General features: G+C 66.2%; 27 protein-coding genes. 5 read left to right on the top strand and 22 right to left on the bottom strand.

The window, feature by feature from the left end; all coding sequences use genetic code 11:
* Position 1: 1 nt before the first annotated feature.
* From rplW to L1Z78_RS01995, 13 genes are all read right to left on the bottom strand, one after another.
* A complete protein-coding gene (gene rplW, locus L1Z78_RS02055) occupies positions 2–316 on the bottom strand; it encodes a 50S ribosomal protein L23 (RefSeq protein WP_012202331.1) in 315 nt (104 codons plus the stop codon).
* Positions 313–933, bottom strand: coding sequence for a 50S ribosomal protein L4 (rplD, locus tag L1Z78_RS02050; protein ID WP_234639922.1), 621 nt, complete (start codon positions 931–933; stop codon positions 313–315). The genes rplW and rplD overlap by 4 nt, the downstream gene beginning before the upstream one ends.
* The gene (gene rplC / locus L1Z78_RS02045; protein ID WP_234639921.1) at positions 933–1,607 is read right to left on the bottom strand and encodes a 50S ribosomal protein L3; all 675 of its coding nucleotides are present in this window, start codon (positions 1,605–1,607) and stop codon (positions 933–935) included. Before rplC ends, rplD begins: the two co-directional genes overlap by 1 nt.
* A 210-nt stretch (positions 1,608–1,817) precedes the next feature.
* Positions 1,818–2,129 carry a 30S ribosomal protein S10 gene (gene rpsJ / locus L1Z78_RS02040; protein ID WP_003059431.1) on the bottom strand — a complete coding sequence of 104 codons (312 nt, stop codon included), beginning with the start codon at positions 2,127–2,129 and terminating at the stop codon, positions 1,818–1,820.
* A gap of 24 nt (positions 2,130–2,153) precedes the next feature.
* Positions 2,154–3,344 (bottom strand): elongation factor Tu, encoded by a 1,191-nt coding sequence (gene tuf, locus L1Z78_RS02035; RefSeq protein ID WP_234639920.1) that lies wholly within the window; start codon positions 3,342–3,344, stop codon positions 2,154–2,156.
* A 162-nt stretch (positions 3,345–3,506) separates the two neighbouring features.
* Entirely contained in the window at positions 3,507–5,615 is a 2,109-nt protein-coding gene (fusA, locus tag L1Z78_RS02030; RefSeq protein WP_234639919.1) for an elongation factor G, read from the bottom strand.
* 152 nt (positions 5,616–5,767) lie between these two features.
* A complete protein-coding gene (rpsG, locus tag L1Z78_RS02025; protein WP_016448516.1) occupies positions 5,768–6,241 on the bottom strand; it encodes a 30S ribosomal protein S7 in 474 nt (157 codons plus the stop codon).
* A 160-nt stretch (positions 6,242–6,401) separates the two neighbouring features.
* Positions 6,402–6,779, bottom strand: a complete 378-nt coding sequence (gene rpsL / locus L1Z78_RS02020; protein ID WP_003059441.1) for a 30S ribosomal protein S12 — start codon at positions 6,777–6,779, stop codon at positions 6,402–6,404.
* Between the two features lie 137 nt (positions 6,780–6,916).
* Positions 6,917–8,086, bottom strand: coding sequence for a D-alanyl-D-alanine carboxypeptidase family protein (locus L1Z78_RS02015; RefSeq protein ID WP_234639918.1), 1,170 nt, complete (start codon positions 8,084–8,086; stop codon positions 6,917–6,919).
* Between the two features lie 83 nt (positions 8,087–8,169).
* Complete coding sequence (locus L1Z78_RS02010; protein WP_234639917.1) at positions 8,170–8,805, bottom strand: alpha/beta hydrolase; 636 nt, start codon at positions 8,803–8,805, stop codon at positions 8,170–8,172.
* Between the two features lie 81 nt (positions 8,806–8,886).
* On the bottom strand, positions 8,887–9,261 hold the full coding sequence (locus L1Z78_RS02005) for a (2Fe-2S) ferredoxin domain-containing protein (protein WP_234639916.1): 375 nt from the start codon (positions 9,259–9,261) through the stop codon (positions 8,887–8,889).
* A 10-nt stretch (positions 9,262–9,271) separates the two neighbouring features.
* The gene (locus L1Z78_RS02000) at positions 9,272–10,411 is read right to left on the bottom strand and encodes a VanZ family protein (protein WP_234639915.1); all 1,140 of its coding nucleotides are present in this window, start codon (positions 10,409–10,411) and stop codon (positions 9,272–9,274) included.
* A 23-nt stretch (positions 10,412–10,434) separates the two neighbouring features.
* Complete coding sequence (locus L1Z78_RS01995; protein ID WP_234639914.1) at positions 10,435–10,863, bottom strand: CopD family protein; 429 nt, start codon at positions 10,861–10,863, stop codon at positions 10,435–10,437.
* A 123-nt stretch (positions 10,864–10,986) separates the two neighbouring features.
* Between L1Z78_RS01995 and hemB the strand changes: the two genes are divergently transcribed.
* Genes hemB through L1Z78_RS01980 form a run of 3 tightly spaced genes read left to right on the top strand, consistent with a single transcriptional unit; the run spans position 10,987 to position 13,772 of the window.
* The gene (gene hemB, locus L1Z78_RS01990; protein ID WP_234639913.1) at positions 10,987–11,994 is read left to right on the top strand and encodes a porphobilinogen synthase; all 1,008 of its coding nucleotides are present in this window, start codon (positions 10,987–10,989) and stop codon (positions 11,992–11,994) included.
* A gap of 13 nt (positions 11,995–12,007) precedes the next feature.
* The gene (locus tag L1Z78_RS01985; protein WP_234639912.1) at positions 12,008–13,135 is read left to right on the top strand and encodes a magnesium transporter CorA family protein; all 1,128 of its coding nucleotides are present in this window, start codon (positions 12,008–12,010) and stop codon (positions 13,133–13,135) included.
* Positions 13,136–13,139: 4 nt separating this feature from the next.
* Entirely contained in the window at positions 13,140–13,772 is a 633-nt protein-coding gene (locus L1Z78_RS01980) for a molybdopterin-dependent oxidoreductase (RefSeq protein WP_234639911.1), read from the top strand.
* A gap of 5 nt (positions 13,773–13,777) precedes the next feature.
* Here L1Z78_RS01980 and L1Z78_RS01975 read toward each other — a convergent pair whose 3' ends face one another.
* On the bottom strand, positions 13,778–14,470 hold the full coding sequence (locus L1Z78_RS01975; protein WP_234639910.1) for a dienelactone hydrolase family protein: 693 nt from the start codon (positions 14,468–14,470) through the stop codon (positions 13,778–13,780).
* A gap of 189 nt (positions 14,471–14,659) precedes the next feature.
* Here L1Z78_RS01975 and L1Z78_RS01970 point away from each other — a divergent pair, with 189 nt between their 5' ends.
* The gene (locus L1Z78_RS01970) at positions 14,660–15,307 is read left to right on the top strand and encodes a MarC family protein (RefSeq protein WP_234639909.1); all 648 of its coding nucleotides are present in this window, start codon (positions 14,660–14,662) and stop codon (positions 15,305–15,307) included.
* Positions 15,308–15,340: 33 nt separating this feature from the next.
* Here L1Z78_RS01970 and L1Z78_RS01965 read toward each other — a convergent pair whose 3' ends face one another.
* The 7 genes from L1Z78_RS01965 to L1Z78_RS01935 all read right to left on the bottom strand — a co-directional run bounded on the left by L1Z78_RS01965 (position 15,341) and on the right by L1Z78_RS01935 (position 21,224).
* Complete coding sequence (locus tag L1Z78_RS01965; protein ID WP_234639908.1) at positions 15,341–15,841, bottom strand: hemerythrin domain-containing protein; 501 nt, start codon at positions 15,839–15,841, stop codon at positions 15,341–15,343.
* Positions 15,842–16,133: 292 nt separating this feature from the next.
* Positions 16,134–16,721: a hypothetical protein gene (locus L1Z78_RS01960; protein ID WP_234639907.1), complete on the bottom strand. Its 588-nt coding sequence runs from the start codon at positions 16,719–16,721 to the stop codon at positions 16,134–16,136.
* Between the two features lie 150 nt (positions 16,722–16,871).
* A complete protein-coding gene (locus L1Z78_RS01955; protein WP_234639906.1) occupies positions 16,872–17,090 on the bottom strand; it encodes a CsbD family protein in 219 nt (72 codons plus the stop codon).
* A gap of 289 nt (positions 17,091–17,379) precedes the next feature.
* A complete protein-coding gene (locus L1Z78_RS01950; protein ID WP_234639905.1) occupies positions 17,380–18,057 on the bottom strand; it encodes an ABC-type transport auxiliary lipoprotein family protein in 678 nt (225 codons plus the stop codon).
* 13 nt (positions 18,058–18,070) lie between these two features.
* On the bottom strand, positions 18,071–19,033 hold the full coding sequence (locus L1Z78_RS01945; RefSeq protein ID WP_234639904.1) for an MlaD family protein: 963 nt from the start codon (positions 19,031–19,033) through the stop codon (positions 18,071–18,073).
* A 180-nt stretch (positions 19,034–19,213) separates the two neighbouring features.
* The gene (locus L1Z78_RS01940) at positions 19,214–20,014 is read right to left on the bottom strand and encodes an ABC transporter ATP-binding protein (RefSeq protein WP_234639903.1); all 801 of its coding nucleotides are present in this window, start codon (positions 20,012–20,014) and stop codon (positions 19,214–19,216) included.
* A 79-nt stretch (positions 20,015–20,093) separates the two neighbouring features.
* The gene (locus L1Z78_RS01935; protein WP_234639902.1) at positions 20,094–21,224 is read right to left on the bottom strand and encodes an MlaE family ABC transporter permease; all 1,131 of its coding nucleotides are present in this window, start codon (positions 21,222–21,224) and stop codon (positions 20,094–20,096) included.
* Positions 21,225–21,525: 301 nt separating this feature from the next.
* Here L1Z78_RS01935 and L1Z78_RS01930 point away from each other — a divergent pair, with 301 nt between their 5' ends.
* Positions 21,526–23,253, top strand: coding sequence for a GMC family oxidoreductase (locus L1Z78_RS01930; protein ID WP_234639901.1), 1,728 nt, complete (start codon positions 21,526–21,528; stop codon positions 23,251–23,253).
* Here the strand turns inward: L1Z78_RS01930 and L1Z78_RS01925 are convergent.
* Positions 23,250–24,182: a LysR family transcriptional regulator gene (locus L1Z78_RS01925; RefSeq protein ID WP_234639900.1), complete on the bottom strand. Its 933-nt coding sequence runs from the start codon at positions 24,180–24,182 to the stop codon at positions 23,250–23,252. The two genes, L1Z78_RS01930 and L1Z78_RS01925, sit on opposite strands and share 4 nt — an antisense overlap.
* Positions 24,183–24,199 lie beyond the last annotated feature (17 nt).

The raw sequence follows: 24,199 nt of genomic DNA, 5'->3' as shown, positions 1-24,199 counted from the left end.
ATTAAGCAGCCTCCCCGGACAGGTTCAGCTCTTGACCGGGCTTGAGCATCACATAGGCCTTGCGAACGTGGTCGCGGCGGCCGGTGGTCTTGCCAAAGCGCTTGGTCTTGCCCTTGATGTTCACCACGGAGACACCAGCCACTTCCACCTTGAACATCAGTTCCACGGCGGCCTTGATTTCATGCTTGGTGGCGCTCTGCAGCACCTTGAACGTCACGGCGTTGGACTTTTCAGCAACCATGGTGGCCTTCTCGGACACGATGGGAGCGACCAACACCTGCATCAGACGACCTTCGTCAAACTTGAGCGTGCTCATGCGAACATCTCCTTGAGTTTGTCGATCGCACCCTTGGTGACGAGCACTTTCTTGTAGTGCACCAGCGACACGGGGTCGGCGTAGCGCGGCTCGACCACGAACACGTTCTTCAGATTGCGGGAAGCCAGGTACAGGTTCTCGTCGACTTCTTCAGCGATCACCATGACCGATTCCAGGTTCATGGCCTTGAACTTGTCGGCCAGCACCTTGGTCTTGGGGCTTTCGAGCTTGAGGGAGTCCACCACGGCCAGGCGGCCTTCGCGGGCCAGCTGCGACAGGATGGAAGCCATGCCGGCGCGGTACATCTTCTTGTTGATCTTCTGCGTGAAGTTTTCTTCAGGCAGATTCGGGAAGATGCGGCCGCCGCCGCGCCACAGAGGCGAGGACGACATACCGGCGCGAGCGCGGCCGGTGCCCTTTTGCTTGAAAGGCTTGGCGGTCGTGTGACGGACCTGTTCGCGGTCCTTCTGAGCGCGAGTGCCCTGGCGTGCGTTGGCACGGTAGGCGATCACGATCTGGTGGACCAGGTCTTCGTTGAATTCACGGCCGAAAACGGTCTCGGGCGCGTCAAACTTGGACGCGGCCTGGCCTTGTTCATTCAGGAGTTCGAGCTGCATTAGTTCGCTCCCTTGGAAGCTTTGGCCTTGATGGCGGGACGCACCGTCACGAAGCCACCCTTGGAGCCCGGAACAGCGCCCTTGATCAAGAGCAGTTGGCGTGCTTCGTCGATGCGAACCACGTCGAGATTTTGGGTGGTGACGGTTTCGTCGCCCATGTGGCCGGTCATCTTCTTGCCCGGGAACACGCGACCTGGATCCTGGGCCATCGAGATGGAGCCGGGAACATTGTGCGAACGGCTGTTGCCGTGCGAGGCGCGCTGCGAGCTGAAGTTGTGGCGCTTGATGGTGCCGGCGTAGCCCTTGCCGATGGAGGTGCCTTGCACGTCCACCTTCTGGCCCACCGAGAACAGCTCGGCCACGGGCAGGACGGAGCCTGCTGCGTACTTGCCGGCGGTTTCTTCGGTCACGCGGAATTCACCCATCACTTCACCGGCTTCGACACCTGCCTTGGCGAGGTGGCCGGCTTCAGGCTTGGTCACGCGAGATGCCTTGCGCGAACCGAAAGTGACCTGCAGGGCCACATAGCCATCGTTCTCTTGGGTTTTGACCTGAGTCACGCGGTTGTTGGACACATCCACCACCGTGACGGGCACTGCGTCCCCATCATCAGTGAACAGACGCATCATGCCCACCTTGCGACCCAGCAACCCCAGGGAGTTGCTCAGACTCATTTGTTTGCTCCAAAACTTTCGCCGCTGAAACTGCAATTGGCCCAGCGTTGCGCTCCCGCCCCAGTGGTCCAAGGCCTTGCGCACGAAAGAAGGTTGATAAAACTCCGCCCTAAAAGGCGAAGCCCCAAATTTTAACGCGAACTGCCTTTTCAAGCAAGTTCGCGTTAAATCAAAGCCCTTCGACAGCCCCGCAAGGGGCCTCAGAAGTGCTTATTGCAGCTTGATCTCGACGTCCACGCCTGCGGGCAGGTCCAGCTTCATCAGGGCGTCAACCGTCTTGTCGGTCGGGTCGACGATGTCCATCAGGCGCTGGTGGGTGCGGATTTCGAACTGGTCGCGGCTGGTCTTGTTGACGTGCGGCGAGCGCAGGATGTCGAAGCGCTTCATGCGGGTCGGCAGGGGCACGGGGCCCTTGACGATGGCGCCAGTGCGCTTGGCGGTGTCAACGATCTCGGCAGCGGACTGGTCGATCAGCTTGTAGTCGAACGCCTTCAGGCGGATGCGGATTTTTTGCTTGGACATTGTGTATTCCTAGTTTTCTAAGAATTACGCAATGATCTTGGCAACCACACCAGCGCCCACGGTACGGCCACCTTCGCGGATGGCGAAGCGCAGGCCTTCTTCCATGGCGATGGGGGCGATCAGCTTGACGGTGATCGACACGTTGTCGCCGGGCATCACCATTTCCTTGTCGGCGGGCAGCTCGATGGAGCCGGTCACGTCGGTGGTACGGAAATAGAACTGGGGACGGTAGTTGTTGAAGAACGGAGTGTGACGGCCACCTTCGTCCTTGGACAGCACGTACACCTCAGCCGTGAAGTGGGTGTGGGGCTTGATGGAGCCGGGCTTGCACAGCACCTGGCCGCGTTCCACGTCTTCACGCTTGGTGCCGCGCAGCAGCAGACCCACGTTGTCGCCAGCCTGGCCCTGGTCCAGCAGCTTGCGGAACATTTCCACGCCGGTGACGGTGGTCTTTTGCGTGTCGCGGATACCGACGATCTCGATTTCCTCGCCAACCTTGATGATGCCGCGCTCGACACGACCGGTCACCACGGTGCCGCGGCCGGAGATGGAGAACACGTCTTCCACGGGCATGGCGAAGGCACCGTCCACAGCGCGCTCGGGCGTGGGGATGTAGGTGTCCAGGGCTTCAGCCAGCTTCATGATGGCGGGTTCGCCCTTGTCGGACTGGTCGCCTTCCAGGGCCAGCTTGGCCGAGCCGCGCACGATGGGAGTGTCGTCGCCGGGGAAGTCGTACTTGGCCAGCAGCTCGCGCACTTCCATTTCGACCAGTTCCAGCAGTTCCTCGTCGTCGACCATGTCGCACTTGTTCAGGAACACGATGATGTAGGGCACGCCCACCTGGCGGGCCAGCAGGATGTGCTCGCGGGTCTGGGGCATCGGGCCGTCAGCGGCCGAGCACACCAGGATGGCGCCGTCCATCTGGGCGGCACCGGTGATCATGTTCTTGACGTAGTCGGCGTGGCCGGGGCAGTCCACGTGGGCGTAGTGGCGGTTGGCCGTTTCGTACTCGACGTGGGCGGTGTTGATCGTGATGCCGCGGGCCTTTTCTTCAGGTGCTGCGTCGATCTGGTCGTAAGCCTTGGCTTCGCCGCCGAACTTCTTGGACAGAACGGTAGCGATGGCAGCCGTCAGGGTCGTCTTGCCGTGGTCCACGTGACCGATGGTGCCGACGTTGACGTGCGGCTTGGTCCGCTCGAATTTTTCCTTTGCCATGATTTCTCCGAAAGAGCAAAACCTGTGTGATGTTTAAGGTCTGCACCCCATTGCTTGATCACCCCGCACAGGTGACAGGGTGGCATGGGATCGCAGACCGGCAAAAATCGCAACCCCCTTTCAGGGGCTGCGACTCAAAAGCCTTCGATTATACAAAAAGCCTTACTTGGCGCGAGCAGCCACGATGGCTTCGGCCACGTTGCGGGGAGCTTCGGCGTAGTGCTTGAACTCCATCGTGTACGTAGCGCGGCCTTGCGTCTGCGAGCGCAGCGAGGTGGCGTAGCCGAACATTTCGGACAGGGGCACTTCGGCCTTGATGGACTTGCCGCCGCCGGCCATGTCGTCCATGCCTTGCACCATGCCGCGACGCGAGGACAGGTCGCCCATCACGGTACCGGCATAGTCTTCGGGCGTCTCGACTTCCACGGCCATCATCGGCTCGAGGATGACGGGGCTGGCCTTCTTGGCGGCTTCCTTGAAACCGAAGATGGCGGCCATCTTGAACGCCATTTCGTTCGAGTCCACATCGTGGTACGAACCGAAGGTCAGACGCACCTTGACGTCCACCACGGGGTAGCCGGCCAGCACGCCGGAGGTCAGCGCCTCGATCACACCCTTCTCGACGGCAGGAATGTATTCACGGGGAACCACGCCACCCTTGATTTCGTCGACGAACTCGAAGCCCTTGCCGGCTTCCTGGGGCTCCAGGGTCAGCACCACGTGGCCATACTGGCCCTTGCCGCCGGACTGGCGCACGAACTTGCCGTCCACGTCGGTGACCTTCTGGCGAATGGTTTCGCGGTAGGCCACCTGGGGCTTGCCCACGTTGGCCTCCACGTTGAATTCGCGCTTCATGCGGTCAACGATGATTTCCAGGTGCAGCTCGCCCATGCCGGCGATGATGGTCTGACCCGATTCCTCGTCCGAACGCACACGGAAGGACGGATCCTCGGCTGCCAGACGCGACAGGGCGATGCCCATCTTTTCCTGGTCGGCCTTGGACTTGGGCTCCACGGCCTGTGCAATCACGGGCTCGGGGAAGACCATGCGTTCCAGCACGATCGGGGCTTCGACGGCGCACAGCGTTTCGCCGGTGGTCACGTCCTTCAGGCCCACGCAGGCAGCGATGTCGCCGGCGCGGATCTCTTCGACTTCCACGCGCTCGTTGGCCATCATCTGCACGATACGGCCGATGCGTTCCTTCTTGCCCTTGACCGAGTTGAACACGGTGTCGCCCTTGGTCAGGACGCCCGAGTACACGCGCACGAAGGTCAGCTGGCCCACGAAGGGGTCGGTCATCAGCTTGAAGGCCAGGGCGGAGAACTTCTCGCCGTCGTCGGCCTTGCGGCTGAGCTTGGTCTCTTCGTTCTCGGGATCGGTACCGGTGACGTCGGGGATGTCCACGGGCGCCGGCAGGTAGTCGATCACGGCGTCCAGCATGCGCTGCACACCCTTGTTCTTGAAGGCGGTACCGCACAGCATGGGCTGGATTTCGGTCGCCAGGGTACGGGCACGCAGGCCGGCCTTGACGTCCTCTTCCGACAGCGTACCTTCCTCCAGGTACTTGTTCATCAGGTCTTCGCTGGCTTCGGCGGCGGCTTCGACCAGGTTCTCACGCCACTTGTTGGCCGTCTCCACCAGCTCGGCGGGGATGTCGTGGTATTCGAACTTCATGCCTTGCGAGGCTTCGTCCCAGATGATGGCCTTCATCTTGACGAGGTCGACCACGCCCTTGAAGTTTTCTTCGGCGCCGATCGGGATCACGACGGGCACGGGGTTGGCCTTCAGGCGCAGCTTCATCTGCTCGACGACCTTGAAGAAGTTGGCGCCGGTGCGGTCCATCTTGTTCACGAAGGCCAGGCGAGGCACCTTGTACTTGTTGGCCTGGCGCCACACGGTTTCCGACTGGGGCTGCACGCCACCCACGGCGCAGTACACCATGCAGGCGCCGTCCAGCACGCGCATGGAACGCTCCACCTCGATGGTGAAGTCCACGTGGCCGGGGGTGTCGATGATGTTGAAGCGGTGCTCGGGGTAGGACAGGTCCATGCCCTTCCAGAAGCAGGTCACTGCAGCGGAGGTGATGGTGATGCCGCGCTCCTGCTCCTGCTCCATCCAGTCGGTCGTAGCAGCGCCGTCGTGCACCTCGCCCAGCTTGTGGGTCACACCGGTATAGAACAGGATACGTTCCGTGGTGGTGGTTTTGCCTGCGTCGATGTGGGCGGAGATACCGATGTTGCGGTAGCGCTCGATGGGGGTCTTGCGAGCCATGATGGATCCTTGATTGATCGTATGGAGGGAGTCTCTGCCCGTTCCAGCCTCATGGTGCAGACGGACAGCAGTCTTATCTGGGGATGCTCCTAATCGAGACAAGGCCGCAGGCAAAAATGCATGCGGCCTGTCTCAGCGGGAGCGAATCGCTCTTAGAAGCGGAAGTGGCTGAACGCCTTGTTGGCTTCGGCCATGCGGTGCACTTCGTCACGGCGCTTCATCGCGCCGCCACGGCCTTCCGTGGCCTCGAGCAGCTCGTTGGCCAGGCGCTGGGCCATGGACTTCTCGCCGCGCTTGCGGGCGGCTTCCTTGAGCCAGCGCATGGACAGGGCCAGGCGACGCACGGGGCGCACTTCGACGGGCACCTGGTAGTTGGCACCGCCAACACGGCGGGACTTGACTTCGACCATGGGCTTCACGTTGTTGATGGCAACGATGAAGGCTTCCAGCGGGTCCTTGTCAGGGTGCTTCTTCTGGATCAGGTCCAGCGCGCCATAGATGATGCGCTCGGCGACGGCCTTCTTGCCGCCTTCCATGATCACGTTCATGAACTTGGACAGCTCGACATTGCCGAACTTGGGATCCGGCAGGATTTCACGTTTGGGGACTTCGCGACGACGTGGCATTTCTTACCTCTATCTTGCTTCAGTTGGCATCTTTTCAGACACCGCGAGAGCCAACAGGACTCCCACTTACTCGACCCGCGCAAAACACTTGCGTTTGGGGTCACTACGCTGGATCTCGCGCCACGCGGGATACAGCACCTTCCTCGAAAAAACGCAGGGCTTACTTGGCCTTGGGCTTCTTCGCGCCGTACTTGGAACGGGCTTGCTTGCGGTCCTTGACGCCTTGCAGGTCAAGGGAGCCACGCACGATGTGGTAACGCACACCGGGCAAGTCCTTCACACGACCGCCGCGCACCAGCACCACGCTGTGCTCTTGCAGGTTGTGGCCTTCGCCGCCGATGTAGGAGATGACCTCGAAGCCGTTGGTCAGGCGCACCTTGGCGACCTTACGCAGAGCGGAGTTGGGCTTCTTGGGCGTCGTGGTGTACACGCGGGTGCACACGCCACGGCGCTGAGGGCAGTTTTCCATGGCAGGGCTCTTGGATTTGACAACTTCGACCGTGCGGCCCTGACGCACGAGTTGGTTAATGGTCGGCATTAATAAACGTCCCTAAACGTGAATGCTTGCGAAAAGCGAAAACGTGAATCCCTTCGGAAATTCCGAAAAGCCCTCGACTGTACCAGCTTGGGTGCGATCGCACAACCGATCCCCTCCAAACCAGTACGCGAAGCGGCTTACTTGATCCAGAGGCGGATGGCGTCCCAGGCACGACCGAAGAAACCGGCCTGCTCCACGCCCTCCAGCGCCACCAGAGGCACTTCCGCGACGGTGTCCGAACCCAGCTTGACCTTGAGCGTGCCCATGGGCTGACCCTTGGTGAAGGGAGCGATCAGCGGATCCTGGCGGACCACCTCGGTGCTCAGCTTGCCGCCGCTGCCGGCCGGCACAGTGACCACGATGGGCGTGGTGCGGCCGATCTTGACGCTGCCGGCCTTGCCCTTCCAGACCTCGGGCGTGGCCACGGCCTGCTCGGCATCGAACAGCTTGACCGAATCGAAGGCCGCATAGCCCCAGTTCAGCAGCTTCTGGCTTTCGTTGGCGCGCGCATTCTCGCTGGCCGCGCCCAGCACGATGGAGATCAGGCGGCGGCTGCCCACGTTGGGCAGGTCGCGCTTGGCCGTGGCCACGAGGCAGTAGCCGGCTGCGGCCGTATGGCCGGTCTTGAGACCATCGACGGTCGGATCGCGGAACAGCAGCGAGTTGCGGTTGGTGCCGTTGGAGGCCGGCGTGCCCGGATAGAAGTACTTCTTGGTCGAGTAGTAGTGCATGTACTCGGGGAAGTCCTGCATCAGGCGCTGCGCCAGGATGGACAGGTCGCGCGCCGTGGTCAGGTGGCCGGGTTCGGTGAGGCCCTCGGGGTTCTTGTAGCTGGTGTTCTTCATGCCCAGCGCCTTGGCCTGCTCGTTCATGAGCCGCACGAAGTTCTCGGCCGAGCCGCCCACGCCTTCGGCCAGGGCCATGGTGGCGTCGTTGCCGGACTGCACGATCATGCCCTTGATCAGGTCATCGACGGGCACCTGCATCTTGGGGTCGATGAACATGCGCGAACCCGGCATCTTCCAGGCACGCTCGCTCACGGGCAGGCGTTGCTCCAGCGTGATCTTCTTGGCGCGCAGCGCGTCGAACACCAGGTAGCCGGTCATCAGCTTGGTCAGCGAGGCCTGCTCGATGGGCGAATCGATGTCCTTGGCGCCCAGCACCTGGTTGGCGGTGACATCGACCAGCAGGTAGTTGCGCGCGGCGATTTCGGGCGGCTGTGGCGGGGTGATCTGCGCCAGCGCCAGGGCCGGCGCCATGGCTGCCGCCAGTGCCAGGACTCGCAGCGTGGAGGAAAGTGGCTTCATGAGGAAAACTCTCGCTTAAGGGCAGGAAAGGCAGAAAAGAAGCCCGTCGCCAGGACGGGCATGTACCGCAGCAGCTTGGGCTGTCAGGGAAGTGAGCGCAAATGGCGGACCACGAGACTCTTGAGCAGCGGCAATTGTCCGTGAAAGAAATGACCGCCCCCGGGCACGACGGTAACAGGCAGTATCTGCGGCCGCGCCCAGTCCATGACGGCGGACAGCGGCACCGTGTCATCGGCCTCGCCATGCACGACCAGGGTCCGGTCATGGGCCTCGGGCGGCACGGGCGCCACCGTGAAGCGGCTGGCTGCCGTGCCCACGAGCACCGCCTTGTCCACCCGCCCCTCATCCCACAGCCTGGCCAGCACATGGCTGGTGACGAAGGCGCCGAAGGAGAAGCCGGCCAGGGCGATGGGGCCCTCGGGCGCGACCTGTCGCACCACGGACAGCATGTCCTCGGCTTCGCCGATGCCGGCATCGTGCTCGCCGGCACTGGCGCCCACGCCACGGAAGTTGAAGCGCACGGCGGTATAGCCGCACTGCACGAAGGCGCGCGCCAGGGTCTGCACCACCTTGTTGTCCATGGTGCCGCCGAACAGCGGATGGGGATGGGCAATGATGGCCACGCCACGCGCAGGCACATCGGGGGCCGGCGCATCGCGCAGGGCTTCCACGGCCCCGGCACCGCCGGTCAAGGTCAATCGTTCGGTCTGCGCATTCACAATCGCTATCCTAGTAGTAGCAGCCAGTCCAAGCTGACAAAGCACTGATGCCCGGAAAGAGTCAAAGTTCCAGGCCGGAACTCAGCGACCCACATCGGGCGGCAGCAGCAGGCGCTCCACCGGCTGGCCATTTTTGAGATGGGATTCGACGATCTCGTCGATGTCGGACTCGTCCACGAAGGTGTACCAGGTGCCTTCCGGATAGACCACGGCCACGGGCCCGCCCGCGCAGCGGTCCAGGCAGCCGGCCTTGTTCACGCGCACCTGGCCCCTGCCCGCCAGGCCCAGCTGCTTGACCTGCTTCTTGCAATGGTCGAAGCCCGCCTTGGCACCGTGCAGCGCGCAGCAGTCCTCGCCGCCGGGCCGCTCGTTGAGGCAAAAGAAGATGTGGCGCGCATAGTAGTTGCCTGCGCCTTGCTGGCCGCCATCGGCCCCGGGACGTGGGTGTTCGCTCATGCAGAGGATTCTAGGCCTGCGCCTGCGTCTGTGCGGGTGCAGGCACCGGCGGCGCGGCCGCATCGCGGCGCGCCACCCGGAACAGGACATAGACCAGGGTCACGAAAGGCCACAGCCAGCCCAGCCACTGGCCCAGGCCATAGAAACGGATGAAGCGGCCCTGCTCCCAGGCCTGCAGCGTCTCGGAGAAATAGGCGCTGGTGGGCGCCTGGTTCAGGATGCTCAGGTGCAGCACCAGCACCAGCATCAGCAGGGCCGCGCAAGCCCGGCGCGGCAATGGCAGGGCCACCATGGCCAGGCCCAGGCCGCCCCATACCCCCATGCGCACGGGCAGGTCCACCCATTCCCAGGCGTGGGCCGGCCCCCAGCTCAGCGCAGCCGACAGCGCCGAGACGCCGATGCCGATGACGATGGCCGAACTGGCCAGCATGGCACGCCGGCCCATGTGGCGCATCACGCAGTAGGCCAGCAGGCAAGGCGCCCACAGGCCCAGCATCACGCACAGCATTTCCGTGACAGGCGACAGCGGCGTCAGCGGCGACTCGCGCAGGGGCAGCCACATGAGAAAGGGCGTGCCTTCCAGCAGGTCGAGCAGGCCCTGCTCCAGCCGCTCCAGCACCTGGCCCAGGCCGAAGGGCACGGCCGCAGGAAACAGCAGCGCCCAGGGCCACAAGGCCAGCAGTACCATGGCGCCGCCGCCGTCCTCGCCCAGCCAGTGCGTGCGAAAGGCGCTCCAGCGTGCCAGCGCACCCAGACGCTCCAGCAGCAGGGCCAGCAGCGCGCCCGCCAGCGTACCCGCCGCGTTGAGCACCAGGTCCAGGTTGGAGGGAACGCGCCGCGGCAGGTAGATCTGCAGGAACTCCATGCCCAGCGACAGCAGCGTGCCCGCCAGCGCGGCCAGCGGGACGGCCGCGCGCGGATGGCCGCTGCGCACCAGCGCCAGCGCCAGGAAAAAGCCCAGCGGCGCATAGCCGACGATATTGGTATTGACGTCGAACCAGGTCCAGTACGGCGGCGGGATCCTGGCTGTCAGGAACACCAGCGGATCTATGCCCTGGGCCCGCCAGCCGTCGAAAGGAAACAGGCTGGCGAAAACGATGAGCGCCGCGTAGACCAGCGCCAGCGGCCAGGCAGAAGTCTTTTGCAACACGCCCTGCCTCCCTGCACCTGGATTCAAAAGGGTTTGACCACCACCAGGATGACGATGGCCACCAGCAGCAGCACCGGCACCTCGTTGAAGACACGGAACCAGCGGTGGCTGTGCTGGTCCTGGTTGTCGATGAGCTTGCGCAGCAGCCGCGCACAGGCATGGTGGTAGCCGATGACCAGCAGCACACCCGCCAGCTTGGCGTGCATCCAGCCGTTGCCCGCTCCCTTGCCTATGCCGTAGCCCAGGTACAGCCACAGGCCCAGGCCCAGGGCCGGCACGGCCAGCAGCGTGGTGAAGCGCAGCAGCTTGCGCGCCATCAGCAGCAGGCGCTCGCGCTCAGCCACCGAGCCGGGCGTGACCAGGGCCAGGTTGACGAAGATGCGCGGCAGATAGAACAGGCCCGCGAACCAGCTTGCCACGAAAACGATATGAAAGGCTTTGACCCACAGCATGCGGGCAGTGTACGTGCGTACAGGAGTGTGCCGGCCTGCGCGGGGACAAAAGCCGACTCTGCCGTGACGGCGTCGCAAGCCCGGTCCGAAGCCCTGCGGCGGGAATGGGGCACAATTTTCGGCATGCATCTGTCCAGCCCCACTCCCTTCCCGCACAACCGCCCCCGCCGCCTGCGCCGCGACGCCTTCACGCGCAATCTCGTGCGCGAGAACCGGCTGACGGCCCATGACCTCATCTACCCCGTGTTCGTGCACGAGGGCACGAGCCACCGCGAGGCCGTACCCTCCATGCCCGGCGTGGACCGCCTGAGCCTGGACCTGCTGCTGCCCGTGGCCGAACAATGCGTGCAACTGGAGATCCCCTTCCTGGCGCTGTTCCCCGCCATCGACGCCTCGCTCAAGACGCCCGACGGCAAGGAGGCGCTCAACCCCGACGGGCTGATCCCGCGCGTGGTGCGCGCGCTCAAGAAGGAGTTCCCGCAACTGGGCGTGATGACCGACGTGGCCCTGGACCCCTACACCAGCCACGGCCAGGACGGCATCCTGGACGACAGCGGCTACATCATCAACGACGAGACCGTCGAAGTGCTGGTCGGCCAGGCCCTGACCCATGCCGATGCCGGCGTGGACATGGTGGCCCCCAGCGACATGATGGACGGCCGCATCGGTGCCATCCGCGAGGCGCTGGAGAGCCATGGCCACATCCACACGCGCATCATGGCCTACAGTGCCAAGTACGCCAGCGCCTTCTACGGCCCGTTCCGCGATGCCGTGGGCACGCGCGGCGCGCTGGGCAAGGCCGACAAGAACGTCTACCAGATGGACCCCGCCAACACCGACGAGGCGTTGCGCGAGGTGGCCCAGGACCTGGCCGAAGGCGCCGACATGGTCATGGTCAAGCCCGGCATGCCCTACCTGGACGTGGTGCGCCGCGTCAAGGACGAGTTCGGCGTGCCCACCTTCGCCTACCAGGTCAGCGGCGAGTACGCCATGCTCAAGGCCGCGGCCGCCAACGGCTGGCTGGACCATGACCAGGTGATGATGGAATCACTGCTGGCCTTCAAGCGTGCGGGCGCCGACGGCATCCTGACCTATTTCGCCATCGACGCCGCGCGCAAGCTGCGCGGCTGAGCCCGGCACCGGCATGCGCATCTTCCATCTGCAGGCCGCAGGCGTCACCGAGCTGCAAGACCTTCCTCAGCAGCCACCGGCCCAGGGCTTCGTCTGGATTTCCTGCACGCGCGCCACGCTGCAGGCCCGGCTGGCCGACGTGCAGCGCACGCTGCAGGCGCTGACCGGCCAGCAGCTGGTGGACCTGCATGTCTCGGACCTGCTCAACGCCCAGCTGCCCTCGCGCTATGACTACACCTCGCAGTACGACCTGCTGGTGTTCCGGCGCCTGGCGGCCGCGCAGGCCACGGCGCCGGAGGCGCCGGCTGCACCCGCCAGCCCTGCCGTGCGGCGCAGCGGCCCGCCCGTGCTGCGCCACATCGACACCAGCCCCGTGGGCTTTGCCCTGTTCGATCAGGTGCTGCTGTCCGTGCACCCGGGCGACTGCACCGTGCGCGACGCCTATGCCGCGCGCCTGCTGGCGGCCATGCCCACCGACCTGCGCGAGGGGCGCCTTAGCCCCTCGCCGGGCGCGCGTATCCCGGCCAGCCCGTCCGATCTGATGCTGCGCGTGGTCAACCTCATCGTGGACGGCTTCCTGGACCTGCGCCGCGAGCTGTCACGCCAGCTCGACCACTGGCAGACAGAACTGCTGCGCCCGCGCACGCGCTTTTCCAACTGGAGCGCCCTGCTGGACGCGCGCCTGGCCTTGCACGAACTGGACGATGTCTGCGAAGACCAGCGCGCTGCCATCCAGGACTGGATCGACGCGCTGGAGACCTGGCCGGCCCCCGAGGGTGCCGCCGCGCTGCGCGAACTGGACCTGCTCAAGGTGCGCAGCCGCGACGTGCTCGAACACATAGAGCGCGTGGTCCACCATGTGCGCCGGCTGGAGCAGAGCACCGAGACCGTGGTGCAGATGCATTTTTCCGTGCAAAGCAACCGCACCAACGACATCATGCGCACGCTGACCGTGCTGACCGCCGTCTTCCTGCCACTGAACCTGATCGCGGGCATCTTCGGCATGAATTTCGAGTTCATTCCGCTGGTGCACAAGCAGGATGGATTCTGGTGGGCCATGGCCTCGATGGCGCTGATCGCCGTGGGACTGACCGCCTTCTTCTGGAACAAGCGCTACATGGCGCGCACCGCAAAGGACTGAACCCATGGCCTCCAGGACCTCCCCCCTGTCCCGCCGCCACCTGCTGACGGCCGCCGCCAGCCTGCCGCTGGGCCACGCCGCCCACGCCGCGCCGGCCGGCCGCAGCCCCTCGCAGCAGGCCACCGTGCTCACCGTCAGCGGCCCCGGCGTGCGCGGCAACCGGGGGCCGCTGCACCCGGTCAGCGACCTGCTGCTGAAAAACCAGGGCCTGTCCTTCGACGTGGCCTGGGCTACGGATGCCGACGCGCTGCAGCGCCTGCCCGCCGTGGAGATCACGCCCCACATCGAATACGACGGCCAGCCCCACCGCCTGCGCGGTCCGCTGCTGGCCAGCGTGCTGCAGGCCGCCGGCGTGGACGCTGCGGCCGCCGCCGCCCAGGGCCACTGGCTCCACCTGCAGGCCATCGACGGCTACCGCGCCCGCCTGCCGCTGGCCCAGGCCCTGCAATGGCGCATGCTGCTGGTCACGCACATGGATGACGCACGTCTGGGCCTGGGCGGCCTGGGCCCGCAATGGGCCATGTATGACGCCGACCGCATTGCCGAGCTGGCCGGCAGGCCCCTCAAGGAGCGCTTTGCCCAGGCGCCCTGGGGGCTGTACTACATGGGGCTGCACGCGCAACAGCCCCGGGACTGAGCCCGTCAGGCCAGGTGCTGGTCGAAGAAGGCCAGCGTGCGATCGCGCGCCTGCAAGGCGCTGGCCTCGTCGTAGGCGCTGCGCTGGTCGCAGTTGAAGCCATGGTCGGCGTCGTAAAGATGCACCTGCACATGCTTTTGCGCCTGGGCGAAGAGCTGCACGGCGTCCACGGGAATGTGCTGGTCGCGGCGGCCGAAGTGGGCGATCACGGGACACAGCGGCTGGCGCCCCATCTCCAGCGGGGTGGTCATGCCCCCGCCGTAGTAGCAGGCCGCCGCCGACAGCCCCGGCAGGTTGCAGGCGGCGCGCCAGGCCCACAGGCCGCCCCAGCAAAAGCCGACGATGCCCACCTTGCCGCCCGGCACCAGCGTGGCGGCATGGGCGATGGCGGCCTCGATCTCGGGCAGCACGCCGGGCGGGGGCAGCGCCTCGGCGGCGGATTTCAGCGCCATGCCCTTGGCGCGGTCGGCATCGCCGTAGCCCAGGTCCACACCAGCCTCGACACGCGTGAACAGCGACGGCGCCACGGCCATATAGCCGCGGGCAGCCAGGCGGTCGGCCACGGCGCGGATATGGGCGTTGACGCCGAAGATCTCCTGCAGCACCACGACGGCGCCGCGCGCAGGCACATCGGGCCGCGCCACCCAGGCCGGCGAAGCCGTGCCATCCAACGAAGTCAACTGCACGAAACTGCCCATGTCCGCATTCCTTTCTGTCTGAGAACCTGTTGTGATTTCCCGGTGGGCGGGCGGGCTCCGCAGTGCTGTAATGGCGGCGGGCCGGCCCGTGCGGCGATTCTTTCACAGGAGACATTCGATGGAGCGATAAGCCGTTCTCATCAAGCACGGCAGGTTTCCCGACTCCGGTGGCAACCCTCAGAGAACCTCATGGACCTCAAACCCCTGATCACGCTGGTGGCCATCATCAACCCGCTGGCCATCGTCCCCTTCTTCATCCACTACACGGAGGGCTTCAGCGCCCAGCAGCGCCGGCAGACCATACGCACGGCGGCGCTGGCCTCGTTCTGCGTCATCGCCGCCTGCGCCATCATCGGGCTGCAGGTGCTGGATTTCTTCAACATCTCGCTGCAAAGCTTTCAGGTCGGCGGCGGCCTGCTGCTGCTGATCAGCGCGATGAACATGCTCAACGCGCGCCCGGCCGAGGAGCGGCCCAATGCCGCGACGCTGGCCGCCGGCGCGGAGAAGGCCGCCATGGGTGATAGCATCGCCGTGGTGCCGCTGACGATTCCGCTGTTGACCGGGCCGGCGGCCATGTCCACCGTGGTGATCTACGCCGACCAGGCGCGCAGCATCTGGCAGCACCTGGCCCTGGTCGGCTATGGCGTGGTGGTGGCGGCGGTGGTGATGGTCTGCTTCTCGCTTGCCGACCCTATCGCCCGTGTGCTGGGCAAGACCGGCATCAACGTGATGACCCGGCTCATGGGCCTGATCCTCGCTGCACTGGCCGTGGAGGTGATGGCCGGCGGGCTGGTGAAGATCTTCCCCATCCTCGCCTCCCGCGCCATCGCGCCCTGAGACCGGTGGCCCGGCCGGGGCGCGGAGCCCGGCTCAGGCGGGCACGGCCCGGACAGGTTGCGCGCTGCCATCGCAGGCGCCACCGCAACCCGTGATGACCTGCTCGGGCAGCACCTCGGGATGCGCAAGGGCTCCCGTGGCGGGATCGAAGCCTGCGCTGCGCAGATGCAATGCCAGCGCCGCATCCATGGTCTGCGCATGGTGGACGAACCAGGAGGCCAGCTCCGCCGCCATGCTGCGGATGACGGCCAGTTCGCCGGCCGCCGCCTTGTTCGCGCCCTCGCGCATCACCTGCAGCACCACCTTGTGCTGCAGGCTGTGGCAGTTGCTGCTGGAAAAGCGCGTGGACTGCATCCAGCGGTCTTCCTGATCGAAATGCACCTGCGTATGCGCGATCAACTCATCCCAGCGCGCGCACAGCTGCGCGTCCGGCGCGGCTTCCACCTCGGCCAGCAGCAGCACGAACTCCTGATGCACCTCGTCCATGGCCGGCAACTCCAATGCCAGCGCTCCGCTCCATTCCAGCACGGCCATATGCTTCTCCTGCCTTCATCGTGAAAGCCTGCAGCTTAGGAACGGCACCGCCCAACCCGGTTGACCCACATCAGCCAACCTGAAAACAGCAAAGCCCCGCGAGCGGGGCTTTCAATCGGAACTGAGCGCGTCGGCCAAAAACTGGCGCTACCCAAAATCAGGGACGGCGAGCGAGAGCCTAAGCCGGCCGCGCCGCCCCGCAGCGAGGCTGCCGTCCCCCTCCCCCGCGAAGCGGGTAGAGAGGCGCCGTGCAACGGGGGGAAGCGGCGTCAGCCGCTCAGGGGGAGCTTACTTACTGTCCAAACTTTCGCTTGGCATCCGCCACGCAGGTGTCCTTGGCGGCGCCGCTCATGGTGTCGCAACGGGCCTTGGCAGCCTTGTAGTCGGCTTCGCGGGTTTCTTCGGCAGCGTCCTTGCGGGTTTCTGCCACGTTGGCAGCCTTGGCTGCGGGGTTGGCAGCGGGTTCGGCCTGGGCCTTGTTCACCTTGGCGGCTTCCACGGCGTGCACGTGGGCGGCCTTGGCATCCTTCACGCACACATCCTTGGCGTCGCCCTTGAGGTCGTCACACTTTTCCTTGGCGATGTCGTAGTCGGCATCGGCCTTGGCGATGAGCGCCTTTTCACTGTTCTTGGGCGAGGGATTGCGGCGCGACTCCAGTTCGGCCTTGGCCACGTTTTCCTGGCCCTTGGCCTGCTTCTCGCAGACGTCCTTGGCGTTGCCCTTCAGCGGCTTGCACTGTTCCTTGGCGGCCTTGTATTCGGTCTCGATCTGGTTCTTGGCGGCCGTGTGCTCCGCATTGGTCATGGCCATGGCGCCGGAGGCCATCAGGCCCAGGGCGACAGCGGAAAGCATGTGGCGAAAGCGTTGCGGTGCTTGCATGATGGAACTCCTTGTATTTGTACTGAACCGGCCCTTGGTGCCTGCGGTGGCGGGCCATTGGTGCGTGCCCTCGGGCACGCTGGCTGTCTGTCGGGGAGCGGGTGGTGGCGCCGGCCAGGGAGTCCGTGCCACCCGCGGGGTCCACACTCGTCAGTCTTCGAAGCGGAAGTCGGGATGGCGCTTTTGCCATTCGGTCAGCTGCTTTTCGGCAGCGTCGCGGGCCAGGCCCTGGCGCTCCTGCAGCTTGCCCAGGAACTGTTCGCGCTTGCCGGCGATGACGTCCAGGTCATCGTCGGTGAGCTTGCCCCATTGCTCACGGATCTTGCCGGTGAACTGCTTCCAGTTGCCCTTGATGCGGTCTTCATTCATGGCTTGGTCCTTTCAGTGATGTTGAAGTCGTGCCGTGCAATCAGGCCTTGTTTTTTCAAAGCCGCTATCTGCATCAGCGACGGTTTCACTGTAAAAAACCTGGCGCTCCCGCGCCGTAGTCTGCGCCTAGCGTTGCTGGTCGTCCCAGGGGCAGCCCGGGTGGTGGGATCGGGACTACAGCCCCTGACGGACACGCTGGAAGCCGAAAGTCAGGCGACGACAAAAACAGCCGGAGGATGCACTGCACCAACCGGCTGTCTTGTGAAGAGGTGGAAGGGAAGTGAAGGGGTCAGTGTCCCTGCTGCCCCAGCCAAGCATCGATCTGCGCGATCGCCTCATCGGCCGCCCTGGCCAGGGCCTGGGCACCACCGGCGGCATCACCCGAAACCGCGGGACTGCGCACCTCGAACACCTTCTGCCCCAACAGGCGGTCCACCGCACCACTTTGCTCGACCAGGGTGGCGCGCAGCCGCAGCACGCCCGCGCTGGAGCCGGGCGCGTCAAAGACCTGGCTGAACTCCTCGATGTCCACGCGCAGCAGCGTCGGCACCGCGCCCTGCGCGCGCGGCTGGGCCACGCTTTCACTGCTGGCGAGCACGGGACGTTGCAGGCCCAGCTGGCTGCGCAAGCGCTGTTGCAGCAACAGGGCCGGGGGCTGGCTCCAGCGCGCATGCTGGTAGGGGCGCAGTTCCTGGCCGTTGGCATAGGCCAGGCGATAGAGCATGGCAGTGCTGCCGTCGGACAGGGCCGGGGCCTCCACATCGGCCAGGGCCAGTGGTGTACGCGTGGGCGCAGCGGTTGCGGTGGCAGCGGCAGGCACAGGTGCGGAAGCGGGAAGCGGCGCCAGGCCGAAGTCATAGCGTGCGGGCTGGGCCGGAGGCTGGGGCAGGGCCGAGCAGCCGGTCAGCAGCGCCAGGGCTGCGGCCAGGGCGACGCTGGCCAAGGTGGTCTTGCGAGAGATGGGCATGCGGATTCCTCGGTCAGGGCTGGGTCGCTGCGGACGGGACGACAAAGCCCGGCTCGCCAGGCCCAGGGCGGGCCTGGCCCGGACCGTAGATCACGGCCTGGGGGTTGTCGCTGAAGCGGCTGGCGGCCGTGCCCATCTGGCGGGCCGCACGCGAGACATCGTCGGCCGCGCGGTTGGCATGGGGTACCGTGGTGCGGCCCAGGGTATCGGCCATTCGGGTCAGCGCGCGCGTGCTCTGCGCGATCTGCTCCAGCGGCCCGTCCTGTGCGTTCACGCGGCGCACGGTCTGCTGCAGCTCGGAGGCCACGGAAGCGGCGCCGTTGCTGGCCTTCTCCAGGGACTGAAGGGTGTTGCGCGCATCGGTGACGAGCTGCGGCATCTGGCTGGCCAGCGCGCGGTCCATGTTCTGCGTGAGCTGCTGCACGCCTGCGGCAGCAGCGGCAATGTTCTCCAGCGCCTGGCTCACACGCTTCTGGTTGTCGGTGTCCAGCATGTCGCTCAGGCGGCGGGAGATCTCGTCGGCACGCTCCAGCAACACCTGGCCCTGGTCGGCCAGCATGCTCAGCGGCGAGGACCGCAGCGGCAAGCGCGGCAGCCCGCTGGGACCGGCCGGCAGCTGGGGCTGCGGCTGGTCGGCATCGTCGAGCTGCACATGGGCCAGCCCCGTGACCCCCTGGTAGCCCAGCACGGCGAACGTGGTCGGCGTGATGGGCGTGTCCACACCGACGGCGATACGGATCAGCACATTGCCATTGGTCTGCGGATCGAACCCGATGCGCGTGACCTTGCCCACGGCCACGCCCTTGTAGCGCACCGCCGCCTGGGCCTGCAGCCCGCTGATGCCATCCTTGGTGGACAGCTCATAGAGGTTGTACTGGCGCGTATCGCGCGTCAGCCAGACCGCCAGCCCCGCCAGCAGGGCCGCCACGACCAGCACGAAGATGCCGGCCGCCATGGCATGTGATTTGTTTTCCATGTCAATGATCCATAACGTTAGCCCAGCGAACAAGGCATGCAGCCGCCACCAGAGCACAGCCTTCAAAACTGGCGCAGCCCCCAACGTGGGACAGCGAGCAAGGGCCGCCCCGCAGCGAGGCTGTCGTCCCCCCCCGCGCAGCGAGAGGGGGGAAGGCGCGAAGCGACTCAGGGGGGCTTCTCATACCGTGCTCATCGCGCGCCTGCCGCGCTCGCCCTGGAAGAAATGCGCGATGAACGGATGCTTGAACTCGGCCACCTCGCGCGGCGGGCCGCTGACCAGCACTTTCTTCTCGGCCAGCACGGCCACGCGCGAGGACAGGGCGAACAGCGTGTCCAGGTCGTGGGTGACCATGATGACGGTCAGGCCCAGCTCGGCACGCAGCTCGCGCAGCAGGTCGCAGAATTCGTCGGAGCTCGTGGGGTCCAGGCCCGCCGTGGGTTCGTCCAGCAGCAGCAGCGGCGGATCCATGATCAGCGCGCGCGCCAGCGCCACGCGCTTGATCATGCCGCCGGACAGGTCCGCCGGCATGCGCGTGGCATGCTCGGGCTTGAGGCCCACCATCTGCAGCTTGACCAGGGCCGCGTCGCGCACCAGATCGTCGGGCAGGGTGCCCTGCTCTCGCAGGGCAAAGGCCACGTTGTCCAGCACGCTGAAGGCCGAGTACAGCGCGCCATGCTGGAACAGCATGCCCACGCGGCTGGCTGCCCCCTCGCGGCCCATTTCGCTGGCAGGGCGGCCCAGGACCTCCACCGTCCCCCTGGAGGGGGCCAGCAGCCCCAGCATCTGCCGCAGCAGCACGGTCTTGCCCGTGCCCGAACCGCCCACGATGGACAGCATCTCGCCACGCCGCACGTCGAGATTCAGGTCCTGGTGCACGGCAAAGGCATTATCGCCCTCGCCGAACACGCTCCACAGCCCGGCGATGCGCACGATGGGCTCGGCGTCAGCAGGCGCTGCAACCATGTTGTGCTCGTTCATTTCCGTCATCTCAGTGCCCCGCGCCGAAGGTATCGCCCCCCCTCGGGGGAAGGCGCGCAGCGACTCAGGGAGGATCTCCTCATATCCCCACATCCTTGAACAAGATCGCGAAGATCGCGTCCACGACGATGACCATGGTGATCGCCGAAACCACCGAAGCCGTCGTTCCCTTTCCCAGGCTCTGCGTATTGGGCTCCACGCGCAGGCCCCAGTGGCAGCCGATCAGCGCGATCAGCACGCCGAAGACCACGGACTTGCCCATGGCGATCCAGAGATTGCCGATCTTCACGGCCGCAGGCAGCGCCTGTGCGAAATAAGCCCCCGTCACGCCCATGGTCAGGTCGGCGGCGAGCATGCCTCCGGCCAGCGCGGCCAGCGTGGTCCACAGCGAGACCAGCGGCATGGCGACGGCCAGCGCCAGCGCACGTGGCAGCACCAGGCGAAAGCCGTGCGGTATGCCCATGACCTGCATGGCATCGAGCTCCTCGGTCACCCGCATCACGCCGATCTGGGCCGTGATGGCCGAGCCCGTGCGGCCCGCCACCAGGATGGCCGCCAGCAGCGGGCCCAGCTCGCGGATCAGCGAGATGCCCAGGATGTTGACGATGAAGGATTCGGCGCCGAACTGGCGCAGCTGCAGCGCCATCAGGTAGGCCAGCACCACGCCGATCAGAAAGCCCACGAGGGCCGTGATCGGCAGGGCCGTGGCGCCCATGGAATAAAGATGACCGGAGATGTCGCGCCAGGGCCCGCGGTGCGGGGCGCGCGCAAAGCGCAGCACATCGATCAGCAACTGGCCGATGAGCCGCGTCATCTGGGCGAAATGGCCGCACGCATTGATCACCAGGCAGCCCAGGCTGTCGATGCGGTCGGCCAGGCTCCAGCGCGATGGCGGTGGACGCGGCACGTCGGAGAAACGGGCCACGCGCTCGAGCATGGCGCGCTGTGCGTCGCTGGCAACGAAGCGTTCGGGCCAGCGGCGGCCCCAGTGGTTCCACAGCAACTGGGCACCCACATGGTCCAGCCAGTCCAGGCCCTGGAGATCCCAGCCCAGGCCACCGGCCGCAGCCTGCTGCAGCTGCGTGTGCAATCGGCGCCATTGCCGACGTCGGCCCAGCTCGGCCGCGCCCCAGGAACCGGTGGGCAGCGCCCACTGGCCATCGTCGCCACGGCGCAGGCTGCATTGGGGAGGGTTTGTCAGGGCGGGCAAGGCAGGAAGATCCTCGGACAGTGGAGACCGGCATCGGGCCAGTCAGGCAAGCCCGCAGGATAACCCGAGTACCCAGGGGCCGCAAAAGGCGCCTGCGCCCACAGGTCCGTCGCGCACGATCCAGGCTGCAATATTTATCAAAAAAACCCGCCAACCCTCATGCCTGCATGCTTTGCCGCTCACAGAGCAGGAGCACACCAGGCTTGCCCTATCGACAGGCAAGGGCCCATGCGCACAATGGATCGCCAGTACGGTCCATCCGGGACCGCCCGGCCTGCCGCAGGCGCCCCCCTTGCCCCCAATGAGCAACACCACCTTCGACTACATCATCGTCGGCGCCGGCACGGCCGGCGCCCTGCTGGCCAACCGCCTCACGCGCGAGCGCGACTGCCGCGTGCTGCTGATCGAGGCCGGCCGCAAGGACGACTACCACTGGATCCACATTCCCGTGGGCTACCTCTACTGCATCGGCAACCCTCGCACCGACTGGCTCTACCAGACCGAACCCGACGAAGGCCTCAACGGCCGCAGCCTGCGCTACCCGCGCGGCAAGACCCTGGGCGGCTGCTCCAGCATCAACGGCATGATCTACATGCGCGGTCAGGCCCGCGACTATGACGGCTGGGCCGCAATCACGGGTGATGACACCTGGCGCTGGGACCAGGTGCTGCCGGCCTTTCGCGCGCATGAAAACCACTGGCGCCTCGATGCGGGCAGCGGCGTGGACGAGCGCTTCCGCGCCCTGCACGGCGGCCAGGGGACCGGGGGCAGCGCGGAGTGGCGCGTGGAACGCCAGCGCCTGCGCTGGGACATCCTGGATGCCTTTGCCCAAGCCGCTCAGCAGGCCGGCATTCCCGCCACCGAGGATTTCAATGGCGGCAGCAACGAGGGCGTGGGCTATTTCGAGGTCAACCAGAAAGGCGGCCTGCGCTGGAACACCGCCAAGGCCTTCCTGCGCCCCACCTGCTATGGCCGCCCCAACTTCGAGCTGTGGACCCATGCCCAGGTGAGCCGCTTGCTGTTCGAGCCGCTTGCCGGCGGCGGCCAGCGCTGCAGCGGCGTCCAGGTCTGGACCGGCACGGAAATGGTCAGCGTGCAGGCACGCCACGAGGTACTGCTGTGCGCGGGCGCGGTCAACTCGCCGCAGATCCTGCAGCTGTCGGGCATCGGCCCGGGCGAGCTGCTGCAGCGCCACGGCATTGCCGTACGCCACGACCTGCCCGGTGTGGGCGAGAACCTGCAGGACCACCTGCAGATCCGCTCGGTCTACAAGGTCCGGGGCGCACGCACGCTCAACACCATGGCCAATTCGCTGTGGGGCAAGGCCGGCATCGGCCTGGAATACCTGCTGCGCCGCAGCGGACCCATGAGCATGGCCCCCTCCCAGCTGGGCGCCTTCACGCGCAGCAGCCCGCAGCAGGCGCATCCCAACATCCAGTACCACGTGCAGCCGCTGTCCCTGGATGCCTTCGGCGAGCCGCTGCACGGATTTCCCGCCTTCACGGCCAGCGTCTGCAACCTCAACCCCACCAGCCGTGGCACGGTGCGCATCCAGGGCCCCGACTTCCACCAGGCACCGGCCATCGCGCCGCATTACCTGTCCACCCCCGAGGACCGCCAGGTGGCGGCCGACAGCCTGCGCGTGACACGGCGCATCGTCAGCCAGAAAGCGCTGGCGCGCTTCGAGCCCGAGGAATGGAAGCCCGGCCTGCAATACCAGAGCGACGAGGAACTGGCACGGCTGGCCGGCGACATCGCCACCACCATCTTCCATCCCGTGGGCACGACGCGCATGGGCCGCATGGACGATCCCATGGCCGTGCTCGACAGCCGCCTGCGCGTGCGTGGCGTGCAGGGCCTGCGCGTGGTCGATGCCGGCGCCATGCCGCGCATCACCAGCGGCAACACCAACAGCCCCACGCTGATGCTGGCCGAGAAGGCAGCCGCCTGGATCATCGCGGACCGGCAGGCGCGGGCCGTCGACCGCGAAGTCGCACCGGCCGGGGCCTCGGTGGAGCTCATGGCCTAGTTGCCCCGGCCCTGATCCTGGAGCAGGGGGGGTATCGTCTCCAGCAGCGCATCGATCGTCACACGCAGCCGGTAGGGCAGAAAGCGCGTGCGCGGCCACAGCACATGCAGGGGAATGGCAGCGGAGCGGACCTCGGGCAGCAGGCGCACCAGCGCCCCGCTGTCCAGCGCATCGCGCACCCGCCACAAGGGCATGTGCGCCACGCCCGCGCCCTGCAGCGCGGCCATGGCGATGGTCTCGATATCGTCAAAGCCCAGGGCCGGCTCCAGCACCGGCATGCCAGGCATGCCGTCCGCTCCCACCAGCAGCCAGGGCGCGGGGCGTCCGCCGCGCATGTAGGCAATGCAGCGGTGGGCAGCCAGGCTGGCCAGGCCATCCGGGCTGCCGCGGGCCTGCAGATAGGCGGGGGCCGCGCACAACACCATGGCCTGCATGCCCAGGCGCCGCGCGACCAGCCAGTCGCTGTCCGGCAACTCGCCGCTGCGGATGGCCAGATCGATGCCGTCGTCGGCGAAGTCCAGCTGGCGGTCGGTGAAGCTGGCCTCGATGCGCAGCCGGGGATGGTGCCGCGCCAGGTCGAGCAGCAACGGCGCCACATGGTGGCGTCCGAAGACCACGGGCGCGCTGATGCGCAGCCTGCCCACGACCTCCCTGCGTCCTGCCTCCAGCATGTGCTGAGCGGCATCCAGGTCCTCCAGCGCCTGGGCACAGCGCTCGTAGAACATCTGGCCATCCTCGGTCAGTCCCAGGCTGCGCGTGGTGCGCACGAACAGCCGTGTTCCCAGCCTCTCTTCCAGCCGCGCCACGGCCTTGCCCACGGCCGAGCGCGTCAGGCCCAGACGCTCGGCAGCGCGCGCGAAGCTGCCGGCTTCGGCGGAGGCCACGAAAGCGCTGACGCCCGCCAGCCGGTCATGGGTTATTGGCTCCATATTATCTACAAACCATG

The organism is Delftia tsuruhatensis (assembly GCF_903815225.1).
Classification (GTDB): Bacteria; Pseudomonadota; Gammaproteobacteria; order Burkholderiales; family Burkholderiaceae_C; genus Comamonas; species Comamonas tsuruhatensis_A.
Note: the sequence above shows the minus strand (reverse complement) of the source record. Positions and strands in the feature narration are given on the sequence as shown.

Excerpts from the sequence above, each read along its gene's own strand:
- L1Z78_RS01950 (WP_234639905.1), bottom strand. The coding sequence starts at position 18,057 with ATGCCCATCTCTCGCAAGACCACCTTGGCCAGCGTCGCCCTGGCCGCA.
- L1Z78_RS01985 (WP_234639912.1), top strand. The coding sequence starts at position 12,008 with ATGCGCATCTTCCATCTGCAGGCCGCAGGCGTCACCGAGCTGCAAGAC.
- L1Z78_RS02005 (WP_234639916.1), bottom strand. The coding sequence starts at position 9,261 with ATGAGCGAACACCCACGTCCCGGGGCCGATGGCGGCCAGCAAGGCGCA.
- L1Z78_RS01995 (WP_234639914.1), bottom strand. The coding sequence starts at position 10,863 with ATGCTGTGGGTCAAAGCCTTTCATATCGTTTTCGTGGCAAGCTGGTTC.
- L1Z78_RS01975 (WP_234639910.1), bottom strand. The coding sequence starts at position 14,470 with ATGGGCAGTTTCGTGCAGTTGACTTCGTTGGATGGCACGGCTTCGCCG.
- rpsJ (WP_003059431.1), bottom strand. The coding sequence starts at position 2,129 with ATGTCCAAGCAAAAAATCCGCATCCGCCTGAAGGCGTTCGACTACAAG.
- L1Z78_RS01955 (WP_234639906.1), bottom strand. The coding sequence starts at position 17,090 with ATGAATGAAGACCGCATCAAGGGCAACTGGAAGCAGTTCACCGGCAAG.
- rpsG (WP_016448516.1), bottom strand. The coding sequence starts at position 6,241 with ATGCCACGTCGTCGCGAAGTCCCCAAACGTGAAATCCTGCCGGATCCC.
- fusA (WP_234639919.1), bottom strand. The coding sequence starts at position 5,615 with ATGGCTCGCAAGACCCCCATCGAGCGCTACCGCAACATCGGTATCTCC.
- L1Z78_RS01925 (WP_234639900.1), bottom strand. The coding sequence starts at position 24,182 with ATGGAGCCAATAACCCATGACCGGCTGGCGGGCGTCAGCGCTTTCGTG.
- L1Z78_RS01945 (WP_234639904.1), bottom strand. The coding sequence starts at position 19,033 with ATGGAAAACAAATCACATGCCATGGCGGCCGGCATCTTCGTGCTGGTC.
- hemB (WP_234639913.1), top strand. The coding sequence starts at position 10,987 with ATGCATCTGTCCAGCCCCACTCCCTTCCCGCACAACCGCCCCCGCCGC.
- rplW (WP_012202331.1), bottom strand. The coding sequence starts at position 316 with ATGAGCACGCTCAAGTTTGACGAAGGTCGTCTGATGCAGGTGTTGGTC.
- L1Z78_RS01960 (WP_234639907.1), bottom strand. The coding sequence starts at position 16,721 with ATGCAAGCACCGCAACGCTTTCGCCACATGCTTTCCGCTGTCGCCCTG.
- rplC (WP_234639921.1), bottom strand. The coding sequence starts at position 1,607 with ATGAGTCTGAGCAACTCCCTGGGGTTGCTGGGTCGCAAGGTGGGCATG.
- L1Z78_RS01930 (WP_234639901.1), top strand. The coding sequence starts at position 21,526 with ATGAGCAACACCACCTTCGACTACATCATCGTCGGCGCCGGCACGGCC.
- L1Z78_RS01940 (WP_234639903.1), bottom strand. The coding sequence starts at position 20,014 with ATGAACGAGCACAACATGGTTGCAGCGCCTGCTGACGCCGAGCCCATC.
- tuf (WP_234639920.1), bottom strand. The coding sequence starts at position 3,344 with ATGGCAAAGGAAAAATTCGAGCGGACCAAGCCGCACGTCAACGTCGGC.
- L1Z78_RS02015 (WP_234639918.1), bottom strand. The coding sequence starts at position 8,086 with ATGAAGCCACTTTCCTCCACGCTGCGAGTCCTGGCACTGGCGGCAGCC.
- L1Z78_RS01965 (WP_234639908.1), bottom strand. The coding sequence starts at position 15,841 with ATGGCCGTGCTGGAATGGAGCGGAGCGCTGGCATTGGAGTTGCCGGCC.
- rpsL (WP_003059441.1), bottom strand. The coding sequence starts at position 6,779 with ATGCCGACCATTAACCAACTCGTGCGTCAGGGCCGCACGGTCGAAGTT.
- L1Z78_RS01970 (WP_234639909.1), top strand. The coding sequence starts at position 14,660 with ATGGACCTCAAACCCCTGATCACGCTGGTGGCCATCATCAACCCGCTG.
- rplD (WP_234639922.1), bottom strand. The coding sequence starts at position 933 with ATGCAGCTCGAACTCCTGAATGAACAAGGCCAGGCCGCGTCCAAGTTT.
- L1Z78_RS01980 (WP_234639911.1), top strand. The coding sequence starts at position 13,140 with ATGGCCTCCAGGACCTCCCCCCTGTCCCGCCGCCACCTGCTGACGGCC.